A 20,169-nucleotide genomic window follows, 5' to 3' on the forward strand; every position below is an offset into this window, starting at 1 on the left:
CCCCTTGATTCGTTCTATTTCATTTGTAGCATGTTATAAATCATCTCAGCCGCTTCCGCCCGTGTGACCTCCTGTTTGGCACGGAAGCTACCATCTGGATATCCTTGTACTAAATTAATCTCGGTTAGACCAAGTACATCCTTTCTGGCCCACTCTACAATTTGAGAGGAATCTGAGTATGCACTGCTTTCTTGCTGTGGTGTAGCTTTGATAATGTTATTCACCATTTTAGCCGCCTGCTCACGGTTAATGACCCGATCTGGGCCAAATTCTCTATTACTAAACCCACGAGCGACCTGATCTTTAATCGCCGTTTTGAGCAGATCAACGTACCACGCCGATGGATTGATATCCTCGAACCCTAAAGTCACATCCGTTTCGAGCGGTAATTTCAAGGAACGGACCAGCATAGAAGTGAACTCCATACGCGTTACAGGTCTGTTCGGCTCAAATAGCGTGTGGGTCGTTCCCTTTACTACACCCAAATCGGCAAGCACATTTATTTTTTCTTTATTGAATACCCGATCAATGTCACTAAAATGATTTGCCTTCGTCTTAACGGTTGAATCTTGAATGGGCTCTGTTTCTATCGGCTCCTTTACAACAGGTTGAATCGGTTTTACACTCTCCGCCCCTCCTGCTCCACCCCCTGCGTCCACAGTATTACCCGTTGTTTTTCCATTCGCTTGTTTTGCCTCTGTGCGTTTTCCTTGACTATTTTCTGCCCATAGTTGAACTTTATACAATTGCTTCTCTTTAAGTTGTCTCCAGATATAGCTTCGATCCTTACCACGATATAGCTCTGTTCCTCCTTCACTAGCGAGAACGAAAATATCATTTTTATGTTCTGACTCCCAATGGATGATAAACTCACTATTCGTTGTTTCTGTCTTTGAAAACGCAAACGCTGGAGACGGCAGCGTCTCGACCTGATCTTCTGTCTGCTTACCTTCACCACTTGTGTTCAATGGCTTGACGGTAATACGATACAATGTAGAACTATCCAATCCATCTACTTTAAATTCATGGGAGGTCGTATGACCGATAAGCACCCCGTTTTGGTAGACATTGTAAGCATCTGCACCCGAAGCTTCTTTCCACGTAACAACCAAATCGGTATCTGTTACTTCTTTCACAGTCAATCTATTGTCTGGTATTTGACCTGGCAAAGCGCGATACGTAAAGGGAGATATATTACCTACCCCTGTTGTATTCACGGCCTGTATACCAAACGAGTAAATCATACCAGGCTGGATATCTGAAAGCTTAATATGAGTATCTCTGGTGTTAAAAACTTCCCCCGTATCTTTACGGGTTACAGTATATTGATAAGCGCTCTGGATTTCATCCCAGCTCAGCGAAATCTGGCCAGCCTCAAGTTCTGTAACATTAACATTTTGTACTTCAGGAGGAAGTGTCAGCAGATCACCCAACGCTGGCTGGCTGAAACCACTACTGTTCCCACTGCTCACTTGAAAATCATAGCTTCTCCCACCTGTTAAACCAGATACAACCACACGTGGTTCCGTACTATAAAAATCTTGACCGTTGATCGTTACCTTATATTGAGTTGCCCCATCAACCGGGGCCCATATCAACGTGGCATCGTGCTCGCGAACATCTTCAGTTGCAAGTTGCACAGTCGAATTAGGTAGTGTTAATTCGTTGATAGATGTATCTTTACCTGTACCACTTCGATTGTAGGCTCGTATTTTAATATTGGCAGATCTACCCGCAGGCAAGCCCTCAAAAGTATAAGAGTGGATACCACGCGCAACCCGCACCTTCGGTTCATCGTTAACATTCAAGATGTATCCTTCAGCCCCCTGCACATCCTGCCACGCAACACCGATAGCATACACATCCTTCGTCACACTCGATATTGTAGTTACTCGATCAGGTAAAGTGATGACTCCCAGATGAGCATAGTCTCCGAATCCTGTTGCATTTTCAGCGGAAACGTTATAACCATACTCTGTTCCCGCCTGAAGATCAGTATCGACGAATTCTGTATACACATCGTTATAAACCGATACTTCGTCACGTTCTAGGGCGTAGTAGGTGGCAGTGATTACAGAATTCCACTTCAAGTCGATTCCATCTTCTCTTACAGTTACATTCCGGAATCCGTTAGGGCTGTCTGGTAGACTTAGAAAAGATACATGCTTTGCTGTACCCTCTCCAGTGTCATTAATAGCTGATACAGAAACATCGTAATATTGACCAGGCTTCATTCCCGTAATTGGATTATACACATCCTGTGTAACCGTATCCTTAAATATGATTTCTCCCGTACTTACGTCTGCTGCTGTAATATTATATTTGTTAGCTGATGAAACTGGCGTAAAGTCAGCCAAGATTTCTGTAGAATGACGTGAGACAGGTCGTAACTGGATATGATCAGGAGCATCAGGTAACGTTAATACATGGACTCGATTGGAATACGCATTGCCTCCTACATGATTACTAGAACGGACTTCATATTCGTATTGCCGTCCTCCTTGCAGCCCTCTATCTGTAAAAGAATTTGCCGGATGCGTAACGTCCCAAACCTCATTAGTTGTTAGATTTCGGACTGTATAAACGTAACCATCATCAAGGACCGACGGGAGAGTCCACTGCAAATCAGCTTCCGTATTTCGTACGGATGTCGCAGAGAGCACAACCGACTGGGGCTGCTTTTGAATGCGAAGTGCACTGCTGACCGTTTCATAAATGTTACCCACCCTGTCTTTGACCTTGGCATGAACATACCATTCACCTTCATCTGAAAGATCCATCTGGATTGTTGTATCGGCTGCAGCATCCCAGTTTTCGGGTGAATCAGGGCTGTTCGTGATTTTATACTGCATTGTGGATAACTCAATCCCCGAATGTTGATCGGCATATCGTATCCTTATATGAATATGGGTATCTTTCCATTCACGCGAATCCGGCGTCAGTTGGATCGTCGGTGGTTCCAAATCAATATAAGACATTGCGGACACCGGATCGCTTCGATTTCCAGCTGCATCTACAGCTTGTGCAGTCACTTGTATGATCCCTGAACCCTTTAATATTCCTGATGAATCAGACACATAAGCGCCAGAACCCAATTGATATTCATAATGTACTGCTGTAGTATCCGTCGCACCTGATAGAGCAAACTGAACTGGCTTATTGGTATATCGGGTAGGTGTCGTCACCTCGGAAAACGTAACTTTCGGAGGCGTTGGCTTGGTTCGATCAATCATAACCGATTGAGTCACGATTGAACTAGACACATCGAGATTATTGATCGTCCGTGCTGATAATTCGTAAATCCCTTCTGCATGTAATGTAAAAGTACCCTTGTAAGTCAACCACTCCCCTGATGGAATCAAGCGATACTGTGTCATCTTAATTCCATTTGTAGAGTCACTTCCTGAATCAATGGTAATATTCACATCATGGTTCGTTGGCCCTGTCTCGCTAACCTGGATGACAGGAGCCGTCGGTCCCTTTTTATCAATGGTGACTTCTTTGCTTACTTCTTGGCTCACATTACCGACGCCGTCAATAGAGCGTGCATGTACCGTGCTTTTGCCATCTTTATTCACATGAAACACTCCAACATAGTCCTGCCAATCTTGATTCACAACGCCCGTCAAACGAAATTGAGTATGGGCTAGTCCAGAATAATCATCTACGCCCGGTTGTAATGAAATCGTATAGTCATTACTATTTCCCGTTGCGTTTAGGGTGGGTGGAGTTGGAGGCATCTTGTCTATTCGGACATTTCCAGAAGAAAGACCACTATACTGGTTATTTACGTCCACCGTTCGGGCATAGATCGTATTTACCCCGTGGTCATATACAGTAAAGGGACCTATGTATGACTGGAATGCTCCCCCATTCAGGCTATATTCATAGTATTTTAGCCCTTCAGGAGCCACGTCCCCATTTATCCACACGTTTACAGGTTCTTTGGTCCATCCTGTGATCGCTTGTCCCTCTGTACCTGCATGGATCTGAGGTGGTTTAGGCATTAAGTCTGATTTGGGAATAACACGGATTCCAAACTTGGATATTTCAACACTTGTCTGTTGGTTAGTTCCCATCGCTCTGAAATATCGAACATCTCTTAATGTAATAGAGTCGGTGATATCTAACCATTTTCCCTGATAATATCTATCCTCGTTACATTAGTCCATGTATATAAGTTCGTTCCATTAGGCCTCCAACTGTCGCCTGCTGCGTTATTAGATGCATATATATCAGTATGATAAGACCCTTCAATGTAAACAAAAATTCTATAATCGGAAGTCTTAATAGATCTTCCAATATCAATAAAACGTTCAGTCGGCTGCGTAATACCATCACATTTATACCTGGCCGAACCCATGCCAGTGTATACTTCCGTTGCTCCTATCCCACTTCCTGACCAAGAGCCCCAACTGTCGCCTCCACCCGGCAAATTGTTTTGGCAAAAAGGTCCTCCCATGATCTCCTGAGTAGCAGCTGATACCCTTTCCGGAAATATGGGAATTATCGTTAATAGTAGGACTACAGCCAAAAATCCATGCACCCACTTCCTATACTTCCTTACCTTTCGCTTATTTTTTCGATACATACACTTCTCCTTACTTTATTTTATTTTCAAAGAGTTTTACAAACTCGCTTCGGATAAAATAGAAAAAGCACCTCAAACGAAGGCGTTAATGCCTAAGTTTGAGGTGCTTCCTCTATATCACGAGTATGTTTTGAAGCTATTATACTTCGTTCCAAGCAGGTTGTAAACAGAACTGACAAATTATTTGAAGGTGTTAATGGACCTGAACGCCTAAGTTCCGAAAAAATCCTCGCATATTCTGCATGTAAGAATCCTGAGTAGCGGAAGATTCCTTAAGAAGATTTTGCATACTGTTCATAAAAGCAGAAGCTGATGTCGTATCAGCTTTGTCAAACCGATTGTTTAGCGGTGTGTTATTGAGCAACTCTGCGTTCTGTCCCGTACGTTCCTTGTATTTCTCAATCCAATCGGGATGTTGAGGAACCTTTTGCGCAAAATTTAACAGTTGGCTCAGCCCATTTCCTCCACCTTTAATATCATTCATGTACGCAGTATATTTTTGAGGATCAACCTGCTTCATCACTTCCGACAGCTTGACATAATCCTCAGGAGCACCTGACGGACGATCTATTGGAGTCGTGTAGCTAATATCTCCGGTCTCTGGATCAGTGGATCGTGTCAAAGCAATACTAGCAATCTGGTTCATGGTTTCCAGAAACTCTTTGGCCTTGTCGCCTTCCATGTAATGATCGGCAATATACTTGGATTGGGTAACTCCCATCTCCAGCAGCACAGCTCGTTGACTCTCATCCGTTACTGTTCCGTCGATGATAAAATTAGATTCAATCATACTGTACACTGCATTAGACACTTCTTCTGACTGACCTTCCAAAACCCGGTTTAATGAATCATTGATCTGTGTTGTACCGAAATACTTGGCAGCCTGTGATACAATAGCTCCTTCCGCCAACTGTCTACCGGCTTCACTAATCTCCACGGAGTCTTGAACTACCACTCTGGAGACCTGTTCTTCATGAAGCTGGGGTGGTGGAGCTTGCTTGCTTGTCGGATTGATCCGTAAGCTACTTGCATTAAGAATCGCTTGCTGTGCTCTAAGAGGTCCAAAATTCATTCTATTTCCTCCTGTCATGTTTGTAACAGGCAATCTAAGGCGTATGTATAGTGTAATGTGACCCTGTTTCTATATATATCGGACAAAGCATATATGGAATGAACATATGCTTTGTCCTAAAATTGAACAAATATTGAAACGAACTACTTTTGTTTCAGATATAAAATATTCAAGCAACAAGTTACCTTAGTGTTAGCTTAATAACCCGTCCATCAGCCGCCATAAATACTATAGGCAAAGTGATATACAATATCTGTGTCTATAATCGAAGTACCTGACACCTGAACGGCTACCCCTGATAGATCATAGTAGTGTGTAAAACTGATGGCTCCAGACAGGTATTCCGCTATACTTCCAGTGGAAGATGGCAGGGAAAGAGTCACACTAAAGGCTCCATTCTGGTCCGTATAAGCTGTGCCTGTACGAGTACGATTCCCGCTGCTTTCAGTCCAGTTCTGATTCAACCATGTCACATCAACAGGCGCATTTGCCACTGGATATCCATCAGTTGTCTTAACTACCCCCTTCACGGTAAGGTTGCTGCGTTGATTAACTCGATAATGACGACCATATGAGTAGTTCGGATAATCATTAGGACCATTAGCAGAATCATAGCCGGTAATTTCAATTTTGCCAGCCCGAAGCACTGGCTTAAGTGTAAGTGTGTACAAATGATTGGGTGAATACTGATTGGTTGTGTACACTCGAACATAGTAGGTTCCTGTATTTAAGCTGACATTATGGTTCGTTTGCGGCAAAAGCGCCATTTGGTTTCCGGTAAGAGCTCCGTAGACTTCCGCTTTGTAGCCATAACCGTCCGAAACACTATCAAGCTTTACGTTCAAAGCATCATAATTGCGGCTGGCAGGGATCGTAACTTGGTACCAGTCATTATCAATGCCTGAATGAATGGAGCGTGAATTAAGCGATGAACCGCCCGTACTAAAGGTAAAGTTATAGGCATGGAAAGCACTCTCATCTGGTTCATATGCATCATAGCTGGAGCTTGTATCGACCGTTAGATAGAAAGGATCATTGATGCTGGAACCCTTTTTGGCATGAACAGCAATCGCATATGCCTTTTCATATCCGGTAGCGTTACGGGTTCCTACGTTCTCAGGAAGTGAAGCAGCACCCTGTTCATAATTGTTAAAATAAGTACCATAGGTGGATGCGTCAATGGCATTAGGATTAATGTCACCTGTCGTCATATCAAACTCATATAAGTATAAGTCATAGTCAAGCTGGGCTGAAAATGGACCATCCAACTGGGACTGCAACAATTCACCAGGCTGCAAATAAATCGGATATAAAAATTGTGTGCCTCCCTCTTGCGTAATCGTACCGGAATACGTAGCAGAAGAAGCTGTGGCTAAAGCAGCCATTGGGCTTGCTTTCAGCGAAGAAATGGGTTCCCTTTTCAATAAGGTTGTCTCTGGTGTCTTGAAGTTGAGATTTTCTTGCACGACATAAACCGAAGACGTAACGCTGTCTGGCTTGTCTGCTCGCGTTAAACGCTTAATCACGTCTTCATTTCCAGTTGTTAGCTGAATCTCGGATTCCACTTTAATCGCTTGATCCGATGTGGCCTCCGTACTTTCACTCGCATTCGCAGTCATTTCCAAAGCAAACAGGAGCATCATGCTTAACATAACTGCAATAGCCTTTTTGAACCTCTTCATACTGAAATCCCCTCTCAAATGGTTTAAGGAATTCCCGCTATCCCCGGATAAACCAGGGCGATTTCTAGGCTGTATGGCTCTATCATAATACATTATTGGTTAAAATGGAATATACTCCTTAAAATATTCTTATTTGTAATCTGAATGAATAGGTTTAGGTTAATCAACTTAATTTCGACACTATTTTACCATAAAAATCCTACCATTCTCTTATTTATACGATATAATCAAATAATATGGATAGTTCTTTCAGACTATTAAATGAACCGAATTACCCATAACATACATAAAAAAGGGGAATACAGATGAAAAAACTTAGCCTGTTTATGTTAGTATTATGTTGCTTCTCCATTTTGGCAGCCTGCTCTACCGATCCGATAAAAAAAGATTTAATCACGTATGTAAATGATGGAATGCTTCCTTTGGCACAAGATGAAAAAGCAGTTACTGATAAGTATGAAGCTGTGACCGGAGATAACTTTACAGATGATGTTACACTATATAATGCTTTAAAAGACGATATCATCCCGGAATACACCAAATTTGTTGATAAGTTAGAAGCTGTAAAGACGGAGACCCCTGAGGTAAGAGCCGTCCACGAAACCTACATCAAGGCCGCTAGTACTCAAAAGGAAGCCTTCATTAAGATGCTCGATGCGTTGGATAAACAGGATATGAACTTAGTCAATGAAAGTAACACCAAGCTCAGCGAAGGTAGAAAGCTATTTAGAGATTTTGGCGAACAGGTCAACACACTTGCCAAAGAGCATGATGTTACTTTGAATAAGAAATAAATACAAAACTCCCATTATGGGAGTTTTTTTATTTACTTCAGGATTGCAAAATCCTCACTTATGAATATTCGAAGCAACCCGCTTTCCTTAATTCTCGATCATAAAATAAGTAAACCGTATCGGCTCCAAACGCTTGAAAATAATATCCGGTAATGGAACCGATATAGGTAAAAGTCTCACCATTGGGACGCTTAGGTACGTGCAGCAAATTGGTTTGCTCGAACTGGAGCATCTCTTCCAGAGATTCGTCATATTCCTTCATGTAACTTTGAGCCTTGTTAGACTGAAAAGCGATATCATCCAAAATACCGTTAACTTCAGGGAAACTCAGCCCCCAACCACTGGATTGCTTTTCCTCAAAATCACGGGTGAGTTCTTCCACAGACTTTTTGGCCTCTCCAAAGGAGGAATATGGATAAATCTTATTGTTTTCCAGGAAAAATGCTTTGCGAGCTTGGTAGTCTTGTTCATTAGCCATGTACACTTGTTCCAGTCCGTCCAACGCCATGACTTCTCTCTTCATGCGTAGGTACGCTTTATCCCCGGTAGATTTCAGCGCTTCATAGGTAGCTTCCAATTGCTCTTTCTGATGGAGACTAAAATAATTCCAGTCTGCTTCGAATTTGTATTTGCCGTCAATGACATCGAAACCCAGCATATCTTCCTTGGTATATGAGGTATGAAATTGCTGAGTATTTTCACCCACACAGCCTTCGTAGATTTCTTTTACGGAAACAAAATGCAGCCACTCGTCCTGCTCCGGGAATAAAAACTGAAGATTAATCGAGCAAATCGGCAGAAAGTGCTTGCGATGATGTTCAAGATTGCTGGCAAATACGTCCTCGTATGCTGGAAAACGTTTGATGAATCTCTCAGGTATGTTCAAGGTAGTCCCCCTATATTGTATGGTTTTCCGGCAGCCTTCTGATCTGAAACGTTCCTTCAATGGAAATCACACTATAGAGTTCATCAAATCCTTCTTCGTAGCTTGGGACCTCTAGTTTACTCATTACACTTTTAATACCGATCTCAGGAATATACTCTTTGCCTGTACGCTGCCCATTACGCTTAATAGATTCTGCAAAATCGGGCTCAAAATAGTAGCCAATAATTTTAAATCCCTTATTTTTACAAGCATCTATATATTTCTTCCGTTCTATAACAGTGGCATTTGTATTGTCTACAACAAAGCGCTGCATGGTTTCGATGGAGGCTTGTAGATAAATATTTTCCCTATTCCGTGTTTTAAGCATATCAAGGTTTATTCGCATATGTGTTTTGAAGAAATATTCTATATAAAATGTCGACTTGCCCGAAGCCTGAATTCCTATAAAAATGACACACTCCAAATCTACACACCCTTGTCCAAGTATACATATTGGTTAATATAATCTCTATTTTGTGAAAAAATCGGTGTCTCATGATCAACATCCCACTTGCTTCTGACGGCTTCGCCTTTGTTGTACTGCTGCTTAGTAATGCAAATCCCCCGCTTTTGCCAGACCGGAAGGTCATTCCAGTTTAGCCCTTTTTCCACAAAAAGCTTGTCTTGTAGCTGATTTCCGTTCAATCCTTCTAGTTCTGGATGCCTGAAATGGGCTTGAGCTACCATAGAAATGCTGTTTTTAGTAGCATCTTGTTGTCTCCATAGGAAGTAGTTTGTAACCTCATCCTGGGGCAAAACCCATGCTCTCGCATCAAAAGTGGCTAAAGGCTGACCTGGGTAAACCTTTTGGATTTCCTCATTAAATTTGGCTGTAGCCAGCGAGGCAGATATGGACACCATCTTTTGAAGATTATTTTCAAACCAGGATTGCGTCGTTAATTTATCATCATTCGTAAGAAGCAGTGAGATTTCATCGCTCTGTTGATACACCAATTTACATCCCATAATGTTATAGGCCAAATATTTACACGTCTCCCATAATGCAAAAATTAGTTTCTCATCAAAAGGCTTCGTCATCCCCCGTGTAAAGGAATGAAAATGCGCACCATCAATTCTGATGATTACGGGTAAACGGCGTGGTAGGCTTAATCTATAGGCATTTTCATATTCCTTCATCCTATTTCCAAAATCATTTTTTTCATAAACTATGTAGGTTCCTTTCCTGATCTGTGATTTACGTACGCAGTAAAACAATGTCTATCTTTCCCAATAGACGCTATAAGAATTGTAACAAATTGACTTATACATCGCTAGGAATTAAGCAAGACAAAAAAACTTAGCAAATGGACTTGTAGAGTCCTTCGTTTTTTCTTGGTATCTATTGCCCAAATGTTAGGCTATAATATTTCCATCTTCTACTTTATTCCGATTTGAAAAGGATGATATATATGAGCCAAATTCCATCTTCCATTCCGCGCCCGTTAGTCAGGGCTAATCAATGGGTAATTGTTTTATCTGTAGTTTTCACTTGGATTACAGGGGGATATGGGGTGCTAGTTATTCCTCTTATCGCGGGGTTGCTCGGCGTCCTTTTTAACTTCAATCCAGTAATGCGGATAGCCAAGCTTTTTTTGAAGAAAAGCCCCTCCTCATATGTGCAGGAGGACCGAGAACAGCAAAGGTTTAATCAGCTTCTTGCCGTCTTTTTTCTGCTGGTCGCTTGGGTAGGATTTATGCTCCAGTGGAGTATTGTCGCTTATGTATTTTCGGCCATGGTCCTAGTGGCGGCTTTGGTGGCTATCCTTGGTTTTTGCATAGGATGTTTTGTTCTCTACCAATGGTCCCAATATCAATATCGAAGAAGAAAAAACGTGTAAACAGAAAAAACTCTCTATTCATTCCATTTCAATTAGGACATCGTTAATTAAATCGAGGGTGTAGCCGAACTCTCCAACAATATGGATGCTATATCGGTTCCGCCTTCTTTTTATTTTGCGGTAATATTATCTTCAAATACAAAAACGGAGATGGCTATATCTTCCTCCACTTTAATATCTGAAAAGAGGTGCAGCAGCCGGGAACCCATGTAATCCTCCAGTTCTTTATTGAAGTGTGTGGGATATATTTTTTGAACCATTTTGGTTCGAGCTGCATGCACCATCTCTTTCCCGGATTCTTCTTGTGCCAGAAACTTTTCGGATGGGGTTAAATTTCCATACAGCATCGTGATGGCCATATTATCTACAAAGGTTGTATGTATGCGCTCCGGGCCTTTCCCAAACAGCTCTTTACGTACTTTTCGAATAATTTCGTTAAAACCCGTTTCCCTTCTCATATCGCACCGCTCTCCTAAAATCTACTAAAATCCCTATTACTATATCCATCATAACCGATTCCTCTCATATAAAACAGAGACTAGCGAAAGTGATTTTTGGAACATGATTTTAACTAAAATTATAAACGTTCATTAATTTTGTTTAACATTTCCTCTAAGATTTGCTTCTCCTCTTCAGTCAGGGATTGAACAATTTCGTCCTCCACCTTTTGGAAAGAATCACTAAAAGCTTCAATCAATTCAATGGCTTTTGGTAAAACATAAATATTTTTTTGCCGTTCATTATTGGCCGGGATTTTGCGCTCGATGAATCCTTTTTGCTCAAGACCTTGAAGTATGCTTGTAATGCTCGCTCCGCGCAGATGAAACCGATCGGCAAGATCCTTCTGAATTAAATTATTTTCTTGATTCTCGTAGATATATCTAATCATTTTTCCTTGTTGAGCATTTAATCCCAACTCTTTTATGCTCTCGTCCGCTCTTTTCTTTAACTTAAGACCGATAACCTGAAACAAATCCAGAAAAACCGTATCCTTTTGGGTTTTCATAATCATACCTCCTCAAATTATTAGAAGTCTAATTGTCAGTAAATAAACTATATAAATCTCTATACTGTTTGTCAAATGAAAATTAGTTTATTGACAGTTATATAACTAACAGTTAGAATTCTAATTGTTTGAGTTTGAACACTAAGGAGGAACGACATGAAGAATGTAACTCAAAGCTCTACGGTAGAAAAAGTTACAGCGATTACGAATGTACGTATTTTTGATGGAGAAAAAGTTATTGAGCCCAGAAATGTTATCATCCAGGGAGAAACCATTATTTCGGTAGGCGGAGACCTTCCGACGCATGCAACGATCATCGATGGGGAAAATGGGACATTATTACCCGGCCTGATTGATGCGCATGTCCACACTTCAATCGGTGGGTTAAGAGATGCTTTAAAATTCGGCGTCACGACAGAACTCGAAATGAACGGCAGTTTTACAGAAAGAGGGCGCATGATCCAGTTAAAAAACGTGAATGATGCCGCTGAAGTCCGTTCTGCCGGCACAGCGATCACTGCTCCAGGTGGTCATCCGGATGAATTATTGCAGGATGAGGATGAAATTCCTGAGTTCGTATTAAAGGAATTGGAGAAGTTACCCAAGAAAGACCGGGAAGCTATGCTAGCCGCTTACGCTCACGATCACGAAAAAGTGCCCCAAGTGACGACAGTGGAAGAAGCGATCAAACATGTGCATACCCAAGTGGAGAGTGGCGCCGACTTTATTAAAATCATGATTGAAGAAGGGACGGTCTTGGGTGCCCCTGGACTGCCTATTTTAAGCGACGAGATTTTAAAAGCAGCCGTGGTAGAAGCCCATAAGTTCGGTAAAATAGTCATAGCCCACGTCTTGACGGCTCATTCTTCGCAAACCGCCATCGATATTGGAGTCGACGGATTGGGTCACTTATTTCTCGACAGGCCCGAATACACATCTGAGTTGGTGAAATCCATAGCGGATTCAGGCGCATTTGTTATACCGTGCTTAGTATTGAACTCATCCATTCTGGGGAATCCAGCATCAGAATTGGCGAATGATTCACGTGTTTACTCCAAATTAAGTCCGGAATGGATCGATATTTTGAACTCAAGCTTCCATACTTTCCCGCAAGGAAATTTGGAGAATAGCTTTAAAAATGTGATGGATCTTCATCGTGCCGGTGTGGATATTCTGGTCGGGACGGATGTCGCCCCCGTTCCTGTTCCCAATCTTGGCGGCCTTGCTCATGGAGCTAGCGTTCATCATGAAATGCAATTGCTGGTTGAGGCCGGATTTACTCCCATAGAAGCGCTTCAGTCGGCAACCGCGAAACCGGCCCGTTGCTTTGGGCTTAACGATCGCGGCTGTATTGCCAAAGGTTTGCTCGCTGACCTTATACTAGTAAACGGTGATCCGACAACCAACATCTCGGATACCTTGTCGATCAAATCCGTATGGTTCAAAGGTGTACAACAACAAGGTTAATCAGAGCCTCTTGAACAGGAACTACTTTCTAATCTCATTTGTATACTTCCATTTTTACTTTCCGAGGATAGCTTAATCTTGTTGCCAACGCAAAAACACCTCCAAGGTTATCTCCATATCTTACGACATGGGGTTTCACTTTGAAGGTGTTTTAATTGCAAGGAACATTGTAAAAATGTACAAACAGGGGCCCCAAGTAGTTTCGCCATGCTCTGTTTGTCATATCATATAGGACTTACTCGTAGGCACCGATGTTCACAGCGGCTCCCTGTACTCTTGGCTTCCCGTCGATATCCAGCGTTCCAATGATGGCACGGTCCGTGTTCCCGGTATCGATCGCAGGTGACGAAGACTGCAAATGGAAGTCGCTGTTCGCGGCATTCACGAATTTAGGATCGGCAAATAGAGAATGCGTATCGTTGCCGGTCCCCGATTTGTACGCGGAGAAACCCGTATACTCCTTATTTTTCCAGATCCAATTGGCTTCCGAGCTGCCGCTCGGAGCAAAATATAAATTATAATCCACAACATTGCCGGAATTTTTGGTGTATCCATTGGAGATCAGCATATCCGTGGAGCTGGCCACGAAAATATTATTTTTGATCACGTTGTTTCGCGTATCATATTGAACCAAAAGCTGATCGCTTCCGTCCTCAAACGTATCGTTCTTGTATAGTGTATTGTTCACGATCTTGCAGTTTACCGTGGAGCCACGCTCCTCATTGTAACCGCCCATGGCAATGCCGGTCAGTCGGTTGTTATATATCACGTTGCTGCGGACCGTAATATTGCTGGTTGCTTTACCGGCGTGCTCGGAGGCAATTTCGACGCCGATATCGTTGTTGTAGCTGTAGTTCTGCTCAATAATGCTGTCCTTGCCTCCATCTACATAAATGCCGCCGGCCGAGTTGTCATCGCTCTTGTAAGATGGGTTATTTTGAACTGAATTATTATACACCCGATTGCCCTTCACCAGCCCGTTCCGCGCCTGATCGTAAGTCGTATTCGGCGCGGTGCCCTCAAAGCCGATCAAATCAATCCCGATGTTGTCATTATCGTGAATGAGGTTGTCGGTCACCGCAAAGCCATCCACGTTGCCGTTTAAAACGATCGATTCGCTGGAGCCCAGCACGAGATTGTACAGCTCATTGCCGCTAATCGTAAGGTCGTGAATCGAAGCCGGCGCTTTCGTGCCGTAAACAGCGATACCGTGAGCGTCCCGGCCCAACCGATCTTTTCCGGTCGGAGTGACAGTGTTTTTGATGTCATGGATTTTGTTGTTGGACAGATTAATGAAGCCGCCCGAACCGTGGACATAAATACCTACAGGCACCACGTTCTTGGAAGCAGTGGTAAAATTGCGGATTTCAAACCCCTGAACAGTAACGTAATTGACATCGGCCAGTTCGATCAGCCCTTCGTTCCCGCTGGCCGAAAGTCCGCTGCCATCAATAATGGCGGTCTCTGTCCCATAGTTGGTGAACACAATAGGACCCTGCGAAGCGGAGCCAGAGCGGGTAATCTTTACTTTCTGCTTGTACACGCCGCCCCGGACGTAAACCGTGCTGCCCGCAGGAGCCACGTCGGCCGCATGCTGCAACGTCTTCCACGGCGCTTCGTTCGTTCCGGCGTTAGAGTCGCTGCCGCTCGTGGCCACATAATATTGTGTACCGGCCGCGGAAGCGACGGGAGGTTGCACATTTCCGGCCACCAGACCAAGCCCGAAAACCATGGCTAAACCTACCAGAAACATTTGCCCGAATTTCTTCATGTTCCTCATCCCCCTTTATTTTTCTTGTAAATTGTACCATAATTCCACTAAATCTGTTCTATAGCATCGGCCATTAGTGCAACCTAATGCGCCATACCAAGGACCGGGAGGTCACCGTAATCGCTGTCGAAAGAAACAAGAAACCCTGCGTTTTAGTAATCGCAGGGTTTCTTGGTGATCAAAGCTGCTGACGTTGCCGCTGCTGCCCTATCGGCAGACTACGCACGTTCTTACTCCAACGGACTAATCCTTTACCAGTCGATTAGAAAGCATCAACATGATAAAAGAGAATAAAATGATGACAGCTACCCAGCTCCAAGAGAGTGTCATATTTCCGACCTCGGACGCAGTGTAAATCGCTGTAGACAGGGTTTGGGTCTGTTCAGGAATATTACCTGCGAGCATCAGCGTAGCGCCAAATTCCCCTAACCCTCGGGCAAATCCGAGAATGTATCCTGAAATGAGCGGTCGGTAGGCAAGGGGCATCGTAATGTGGCGAAACACTTGCCATTCGTTGGCACCTTGCGCACGTGCAGCCTGCTCTACCTCAGGGTCTACAGCTTCAAAGCCAGCTTTAATCGTACGGTAAGCCAGTGGAAAAGCAACAACTACAGCCGCCACCACTGCAGCTCCCCACGTAAATACAATCGTCTGCTGGAACAGGCTTTCGAAGACAGTGCCAATCCAGCTTTTCCTTCCCAGCAAGATGAGCAAAATAAAGCCGACAACAGTGGGCGGCAATACGAGCGGAAGAAGTAGGACGGTCTCGATCACGCTGGTTCCCCTCCGCGGCGTGCAGTTCGCCATCATCCACGCTACCACAGTAGCTAATAAAAAGACGATGATGCTGGCGACGACAGCGACTTTAACAGACACGATAACCGGAGGAAGAAAAGCTGACCAATCCAACGGGACCCCCTCCTTTATCTGTGAATTCTATTTTCCCGTCATTTCTGTAGGGGCTGAAAATCCATCTTTACTGAACACACTCATAGCTTCATCTGTCCGCAGAAAATCAAGAAACTCGCCTGCTTCCTGGCTATGTTTGGTTGCTTTTACAATGCCTTCAGGATACAGGATGGGTGCATGCAATCTCTCGGGCACTTCCATTGCTATGACCGTTTTATCGGATGATTTGGCATCCGTCAGATAAACGAGTCCAGCATCGGCGTTACCTGTTTCAACATAGTTTAATACCTGTCTTACGTCTTTTGCGAATACCATCTTCGGTTCCAGCTTGTCCCACAGTCCGGCCTTCGTCAGCGCTTCTTTGGAATATTGTCCGGCAGGAACGGTAGCAGGCTCCCCAACCGCCAGCTTCAGGAAAGAAGAACCTGTCAGATCACTGAGCGTAATGCTCTTGTTATTCGTGCTTTTCGTTGTATCTTGCGGAACAACCACAACCAGTTTATTTTGAAGCAGCACGTTATCCTTTTCCACCAATGAAGCATCGGTTAATGCCTTCATTTGCTTCATGCCTGCCGAAATAAATACGTCAACAGGTGCGCCTTGCTCAATTTGTTTTTGTAAGGTACCAGATGAAGCGTAGTTAAAGGTAAGTTTGATATCTGGGTGCTGTTTCTCATACTGGCCTTTGAGCGTATTCAGACTATCTTGAAGACTTGCAGCGGCAGATACGACTAGTTCAGTCTTGGGTGCGGACTGTGCCGATTGTACAGCAGCCGGAGACGAGCAGCCCGCCAGAACCCATGCCAACAATCCAACGAACGTGAATATGTACCCAAATTTCTTTTTCAACTTATTTTTCCCCTATCCTATAAATTCCAAAATGAGATGACGAAATGTGATAGCGAAAATAAGGAAACATTGTACATCTCATAACGGGTCGAATCTATTGGGTCAACCCAAATATTTGTGATAAATCGATCTCGCCTCGGCGATGTCCTTCGTGCCATGAATTAAGACGCGTCCATCCTGAAAAAGAACGATTCGATGCGTTCCGATAACAACGGATACCAGGTATGGATTATGCTCCACCTTGCCCCCCTGACGGGATAACAAACGTGCTGCTTCATTCAGATCACGAACAGCACCCGAGGCCGGGCGGATTTGAACCGTATCTCGTCCGCACAAGACAGCCGTTTTAGCCTGATGCTCCGATTGTAAAAAAGGATACACAGGGTGCTCACCACACGTTGGGCAATCGGCTTTCTTCATGGCGCTGATTTGAATCGCCTGATGCTGATTGTTCCACAGATCGAAAGAAATTAGCTTATTTTGCAAAGCCGAATCGTCCCCGGTGAGCAGCTTCAATGCTTCGGCGCTTTGATAAGCCGCCACCATCTGTACAGCCGGGCTAATCACACCGACCGTATCACAGGTCGCACCGCCAAGCGGTACGGTCCCGAGCAGGCAATGCAGGCACGGTGTCTGCCCTGGCACGATGGTAAAGGTTGTCCCATAGCTGCCCACACACGCCCCGTAAATCCAGGGAATTCGGTGCTTGACCGCATAATCGTTCATAAGCAGACGTGTATCGAAATTATCGGTGGCATCTACGATAATATCCACCCCTGCTGCGATATCGTCGATTTCCTCCAGCGAGACGTCCCGGACTAGCGCACGAATGTCCACGTCCGAATTGAATTGCTGCAATCGCTTCTGCGCGGCCACTGCCTTGGGGATCTGATCACGGGCATCCGCTTCGTCATAGAGCTGTTGGCGCTGCAAATTGCTCCAATCTACATAATCACGGTCTACCAACGTCAGCCGTCCGATGCCCGCTCGCACCAGCATGTCAGCATTGGCAGTGCCCAGTGCGCCCGCCCCCACCATCAGCACGTGCTTACTACGGATATTTTGCTGGCCTGTCGGTCCAATTTTCGAGAATAATTCCTGTCTAGAATAACGGGCATGAGACGCATGCGCATGTGCTTGTGCAGCAACTTCTATTTTCTGGATTTTGTCCATATCTGACATCGTTGATTTACGCCTCCATACTTATCCATTGATAGCTACAAGTTGATCAGACAAGCTAAAAGTTCAAATGTCCTCGCCCTTATTCGAAAGCTTTGGAGTATTTTGAGGGTTCCAGCCACCCAGCTGATGCCCCTTCCATTCTGAGCCGTCCTCCCACACTTCCTTTTTCCAAATCGGTACGATTTGCTTTAACCGTTCAATGGCATGGCGGCTGGCTTCGTAGCAAGTATCGCGGTGTGCAGCAGAGACAGCAATCACCACACTCGTCTCTCCAATTCTTACCGTGCCAAGCCGATGTGTAATTGCAGTACGTGTAGAAGGCCAACGCTCTGCAATTTCGTCACCAATCTGCTTCATCGTGTTCATGGCCATCGGGACATACGCCTCATATTCAAGCAGCACCGTTCGCTGACCTTGCGTAAATTCCCGAGTCGTACCATTGAAGGTCAGCGAGGCACCATGAGAAGGGTCGAGCACCTTTGAGGTTACTTCATTGGCATCAATCGGGTCGTACGTAATGGCAAATAAGCCACATTTTGAAACGACCGTCTCCATCCCGGGAGCTGACTGATGAAGAGCAATTGCATCTGATGGAAGCACAAGCTCATCTGGAGAAGCCAACTTTTTATGATGGGTAAAAAAAGAACCTGGCAGTTGTGAAGTCACTTCCGGGTACAGCTCATTCAGCCTTTTTCGAATGTCTGCAATGGTCACCGCTTCCTGTGAAAGTTCTACCGTGATCACATCACCAAGTTGCTCCGCCATACCTGCGAATAGCTGAATACGGTATTGCATATGATCTGCCCCCTTGCACCTATTCTATCGAATTCATCTATTCTATGAATAGAATTTACCCTCCTGAAACCGGAGGAATAATCGCAATCTCATCATGGATACTTACGAGGTCCTCAGGAGCGGCGTAGGCTTGATTTCTGGCAACAAAAGAACCCTGCAACTGGGCTGCTGCTTCAGGGAAACACTCGGATAGCAAGTCTTTTAACGCGGCAACGCTCATCGCTTCTTGATCAGTAGGCACCGTGATTATAGGCCCTCCCAGCTGTTCCGCAAGTCCAGCAAATACTTGAATATGATAGTTCATTTAACATACCCTCCTTTTCAGTACAGTGACTGTCCACCACATATGTACCAAGAAAAACCAACATGAATGAATACCCCGAAAGGTTTTATTCCATGCTGGTTAACTATGACGGTGTACAATGAGGATTTGTATATTATATTTTAGATTCAGCCAGTTCATCAATCCGTTCGGTATGCGTATATACATTCAGAGAATGACTGCGTATAAAGCCAACGGTAGTAATCCCCAGATCCTCAGCCAATTCAAGTGCAAGCTCTGTGGGAGCTGACTTGGACAAAACAACTTCACAGCCAATCTTCGCGACCTTCAACAAAATTTCAGACGAAATGCGCCCGCTGAAAACTATGATTTTGTCTTGTAATACAATATCATGTTTTAGGCAATGCCCATAGATTTTATCCAGCGCATTGTGTCGGCCGATATCTATTCTGGACAGGATCATTCCGTCTTTGTCGCACAGCGCTGCATTATGAACGCCACCGGTCTCTTGGAACGTAAGTGCCGAGCTTTGCATTAAATTCATCAAGCGGAAACAATCGTCAAAAGACAGCGTAACATGGGTGTCATTCATTCTTTTTGCCACTTTGGCATCATTCATAAAATAAAAGCCCTGTCTACTTTTCCCGCAGCAGGAGGTAATGTACCGTTTGGAATGAAAGTTTTGATAAAACTCATTCATTCGACGGGTTTTAATATGAACAAAGCCTTCTTTTTCCTGAACCCAAATATCTTCAATATCATCGTACCGTTGAATGACGCCTTCAGAGGCCAAGAAACCTACTGCCATATCTTCCACATACTCCGGTGTACAAACCATGGTAGCAAATTCCTGCTGATTGATTTTGATGGTCACCGGATGCTCCGTCACCACAGTGTCTTCAAAACGCTTGATCTGACCGTCACGATAACGTAAAATCTCACGTTTTACCTCAGCCGGCTTTTCCATGTGCTCCACTCCCTTGTTTCTGACAGGCTGGCTCTTCG

17 protein-coding genes and 1 pseudogene are annotated in these 20,169 nt (G+C 44.1%); 3 read left to right on the forward strand and 15 right to left on the reverse strand.

The window, feature by feature from the left end; translation table 11 throughout:
- Positions 1 to 14: 14 nt before the first annotated feature.
- From T3H97_RS17615 to T3H97_RS17625, 3 genes and pseudogenes are all read right to left on the reverse strand, one after another.
- A pseudogene (locus tag T3H97_RS17615) lies at positions 15 to 4,591 on the reverse strand (fibronectin type III domain-containing protein).
- Between the two features lie 193 nt (positions 4,592 to 4,784).
- The gene (locus T3H97_RS17620; RefSeq protein WP_328800406.1) at positions 4,785 to 5,663 is read right to left on the reverse strand and encodes a hypothetical protein; all 879 of its coding nucleotides are present in this window, start codon (positions 5,661 to 5,663) and stop codon (positions 4,785 to 4,787) included.
- Between the two features lie 212 nt (positions 5,664 to 5,875).
- Positions 5,876 to 7,345, reverse strand: coding sequence for a transthyretin-like family protein (locus T3H97_RS17625; protein WP_328800407.1), 1,470 nt, complete (start codon positions 7,343 to 7,345; stop codon positions 5,876 to 5,878).
- Between the two features lie 305 nt (positions 7,346 to 7,650).
- Here T3H97_RS17625 and T3H97_RS17630 point away from each other — a divergent pair, with 305 nt between their 5' ends.
- The gene (locus T3H97_RS17630) at positions 7,651 to 8,139 is read left to right on the forward strand and encodes a hypothetical protein (RefSeq protein WP_328800408.1); all 489 of its coding nucleotides are present in this window, start codon (positions 7,651 to 7,653) and stop codon (positions 8,137 to 8,139) included.
- 58 nt (positions 8,140 to 8,197) lie between these two features.
- Here T3H97_RS17630 and T3H97_RS17635 read toward each other — a convergent pair whose 3' ends face one another.
- The 3 genes from T3H97_RS17635 to T3H97_RS17645 are packed head-to-tail and all read right to left on the reverse strand — an operon-like array spanning position 8,198 to position 10,201.
- Complete coding sequence (locus T3H97_RS17635) at positions 8,198 to 9,025, reverse strand: siderophore biosynthesis protein (protein WP_328800409.1); 828 nt, start codon at positions 9,023 to 9,025, stop codon at positions 8,198 to 8,200.
- A gap of 10 nt (positions 9,026 to 9,035) precedes the next feature.
- Positions 9,036 to 9,488, reverse strand: coding sequence for an AAA family ATPase (locus tag T3H97_RS17640; protein WP_328800410.1), 453 nt, complete (start codon positions 9,486 to 9,488; stop codon positions 9,036 to 9,038).
- Between the two features lie 2 nt (positions 9,489 to 9,490).
- Entirely contained in the window at positions 9,491 to 10,201 is a 711-nt protein-coding gene (locus tag T3H97_RS17645; RefSeq protein WP_328800411.1) for a tRNA(His) guanylyltransferase Thg1 family protein, read from the reverse strand.
- Positions 10,202 to 10,473: 272 nt separating this feature from the next.
- Here T3H97_RS17645 and T3H97_RS17650 point away from each other — a divergent pair, with 272 nt between their 5' ends.
- Complete coding sequence (locus T3H97_RS17650) at positions 10,474 to 10,902, forward strand: DUF4395 domain-containing protein (protein WP_103049554.1); 429 nt, start codon at positions 10,474 to 10,476, stop codon at positions 10,900 to 10,902.
- 110 nt (positions 10,903 to 11,012) lie between these two features.
- On the opposite strand, the gene T3H97_RS17655 is transcribed toward T3H97_RS17650, so the two are convergent.
- Both T3H97_RS17655 and T3H97_RS17660 read right to left on the reverse strand, forming a co-directional pair.
- A complete protein-coding gene (locus tag T3H97_RS17655; protein WP_134903409.1) occupies positions 11,013 to 11,360 on the reverse strand; it encodes a Na-translocating system protein MpsC family protein in 348 nt (115 codons plus the stop codon).
- Between the two features lie 119 nt (positions 11,361 to 11,479).
- On the reverse strand, positions 11,480 to 11,908 hold the full coding sequence (locus T3H97_RS17660) for a MarR family winged helix-turn-helix transcriptional regulator (protein WP_025718209.1): 429 nt from the start codon (positions 11,906 to 11,908) through the stop codon (positions 11,480 to 11,482).
- 156 nt (positions 11,909 to 12,064) lie between these two features.
- On the opposite strand from T3H97_RS17660, the gene T3H97_RS17665 reads away from it, so the two are divergent.
- On the forward strand, positions 12,065 to 13,375 hold the full coding sequence (locus tag T3H97_RS17665; protein ID WP_328800412.1) for an amidohydrolase family protein: 1,311 nt from the start codon (positions 12,065 to 12,067) through the stop codon (positions 13,373 to 13,375).
- Between the two features lie 235 nt (positions 13,376 to 13,610).
- On the opposite strand, the gene T3H97_RS17670 is transcribed toward T3H97_RS17665, so the two are convergent.
- The 7 genes from T3H97_RS17670 to fdhD form a co-directional block, all read right to left on the reverse strand.
- Positions 13,611 to 15,146, reverse strand: coding sequence for a right-handed parallel beta-helix repeat-containing protein (locus T3H97_RS17670; protein WP_328800413.1), 1,536 nt, complete (start codon positions 15,144 to 15,146; stop codon positions 13,611 to 13,613).
- A gap of 243 nt (positions 15,147 to 15,389) precedes the next feature.
- Positions 15,390 to 16,055, reverse strand: a complete 666-nt coding sequence (gene modB, locus T3H97_RS17675) for a molybdate ABC transporter permease subunit (RefSeq protein WP_328800414.1) — start codon at positions 16,053 to 16,055, stop codon at positions 15,390 to 15,392.
- A 27-nt stretch (positions 16,056 to 16,082) separates the two neighbouring features.
- Positions 16,083 to 16,904 (reverse strand): molybdate ABC transporter substrate-binding protein, encoded by an 822-nt coding sequence (gene modA, locus T3H97_RS17680; protein ID WP_328800415.1) that lies wholly within the window; start codon positions 16,902 to 16,904, stop codon positions 16,083 to 16,085.
- Between the two features lie 102 nt (positions 16,905 to 17,006).
- Positions 17,007 to 18,086, reverse strand: coding sequence for a thiazole biosynthesis adenylyltransferase ThiF (locus T3H97_RS17685; RefSeq protein ID WP_328800416.1), 1,080 nt, complete (start codon positions 18,084 to 18,086; stop codon positions 17,007 to 17,009).
- Positions 18,087 to 18,149: 63 nt separating this feature from the next.
- Entirely contained in the window at positions 18,150 to 18,881 is a 732-nt protein-coding gene (locus T3H97_RS17690; protein WP_328800417.1) for a molybdenum cofactor biosynthesis protein, read from the reverse strand.
- A gap of 55 nt (positions 18,882 to 18,936) precedes the next feature.
- Positions 18,937 to 19,185, reverse strand: a complete 249-nt coding sequence (locus T3H97_RS17695) for a MoaD/ThiS family protein (RefSeq protein WP_250239678.1) — start codon at positions 19,183 to 19,185, stop codon at positions 18,937 to 18,939.
- Positions 19,186 to 19,318: 133 nt separating this feature from the next.
- A complete protein-coding gene (gene fdhD / locus T3H97_RS17700) occupies positions 19,319 to 20,131 on the reverse strand; it encodes a formate dehydrogenase accessory sulfurtransferase FdhD (RefSeq protein WP_103049549.1) in 813 nt (270 codons plus the stop codon).
- Between the last annotated feature and the right edge of the window lie 38 nt (positions 20,132 to 20,169).

This window comes from Paenibacillus sp. LX16 (assembly GCF_036252815.1).
Lineage (GTDB): Bacteria > Bacillota > Bacilli > Paenibacillales > Paenibacillaceae > Paenibacillus > Paenibacillus polymyxa_B.

What these genes read in the sequence shown, in the direction of transcription:
- T3H97_RS17685 (WP_328800416.1), bottom strand. Translation starts at nt 18,086, where the DNA reads ATGTCAGATATGGACAAAATCCAGAAAATAGAAGTTGCTGCACAAGCA.
- T3H97_RS17620 (WP_328800406.1), bottom strand. Translation starts at nt 5,663, where the DNA reads ATGAATTTTGGACCTCTTAGAGCACAGCAAGCGATTCTTAATGCAAGT.
- T3H97_RS17670 (WP_328800413.1), bottom strand. Translation starts at nt 15,146, where the DNA reads ATGAAGAAATTCGGGCAAATGTTTCTGGTAGGTTTAGCCATGGTTTTC.
- fdhD (WP_103049549.1), bottom strand. Translation starts at nt 20,131, where the DNA reads ATGGAAAAGCCGGCTGAGGTAAAACGTGAGATTTTACGTTATCGTGAC.
- T3H97_RS17660 (WP_025718209.1), bottom strand. Translation starts at nt 11,908, where the DNA reads ATGAAAACCCAAAAGGATACGGTTTTTCTGGATTTGTTTCAGGTTATC.
- T3H97_RS17645 (WP_328800411.1), bottom strand. Translation starts at nt 10,201, where the DNA reads ATGAAGGAATATGAAAATGCCTATAGATTAAGCCTACCACGCCGTTTA.
- T3H97_RS17695 (WP_250239678.1), bottom strand. Translation starts at nt 19,185, where the DNA reads ATGAACTATCATATTCAAGTATTTGCTGGACTTGCGGAACAGCTGGGA.
- T3H97_RS17625 (WP_328800407.1), bottom strand. Translation starts at nt 7,345, where the DNA reads ATGAAGAGGTTCAAAAAGGCTATTGCAGTTATGTTAAGCATGATGCTC.
- T3H97_RS17665 (WP_328800412.1), top strand. Translation starts at nt 12,065, where the DNA reads ATGAAGAATGTAACTCAAAGCTCTACGGTAGAAAAAGTTACAGCGATT.
- T3H97_RS17650 (WP_103049554.1), top strand. Translation starts at nt 10,474, where the DNA reads ATGAGCCAAATTCCATCTTCCATTCCGCGCCCGTTAGTCAGGGCTAAT.
- T3H97_RS17655 (WP_134903409.1), bottom strand. Translation starts at nt 11,360, where the DNA reads ATGAGAAGGGAAACGGGTTTTAACGAAATTATTCGAAAAGTACGTAAA.
- T3H97_RS17630 (WP_328800408.1), top strand. Translation starts at nt 7,651, where the DNA reads ATGAAAAAACTTAGCCTGTTTATGTTAGTATTATGTTGCTTCTCCATT.
- T3H97_RS17690 (WP_328800417.1), bottom strand. Translation starts at nt 18,881, where the DNA reads ATGCAATACCGTATTCAGCTATTCGCAGGTATGGCGGAGCAACTTGGT.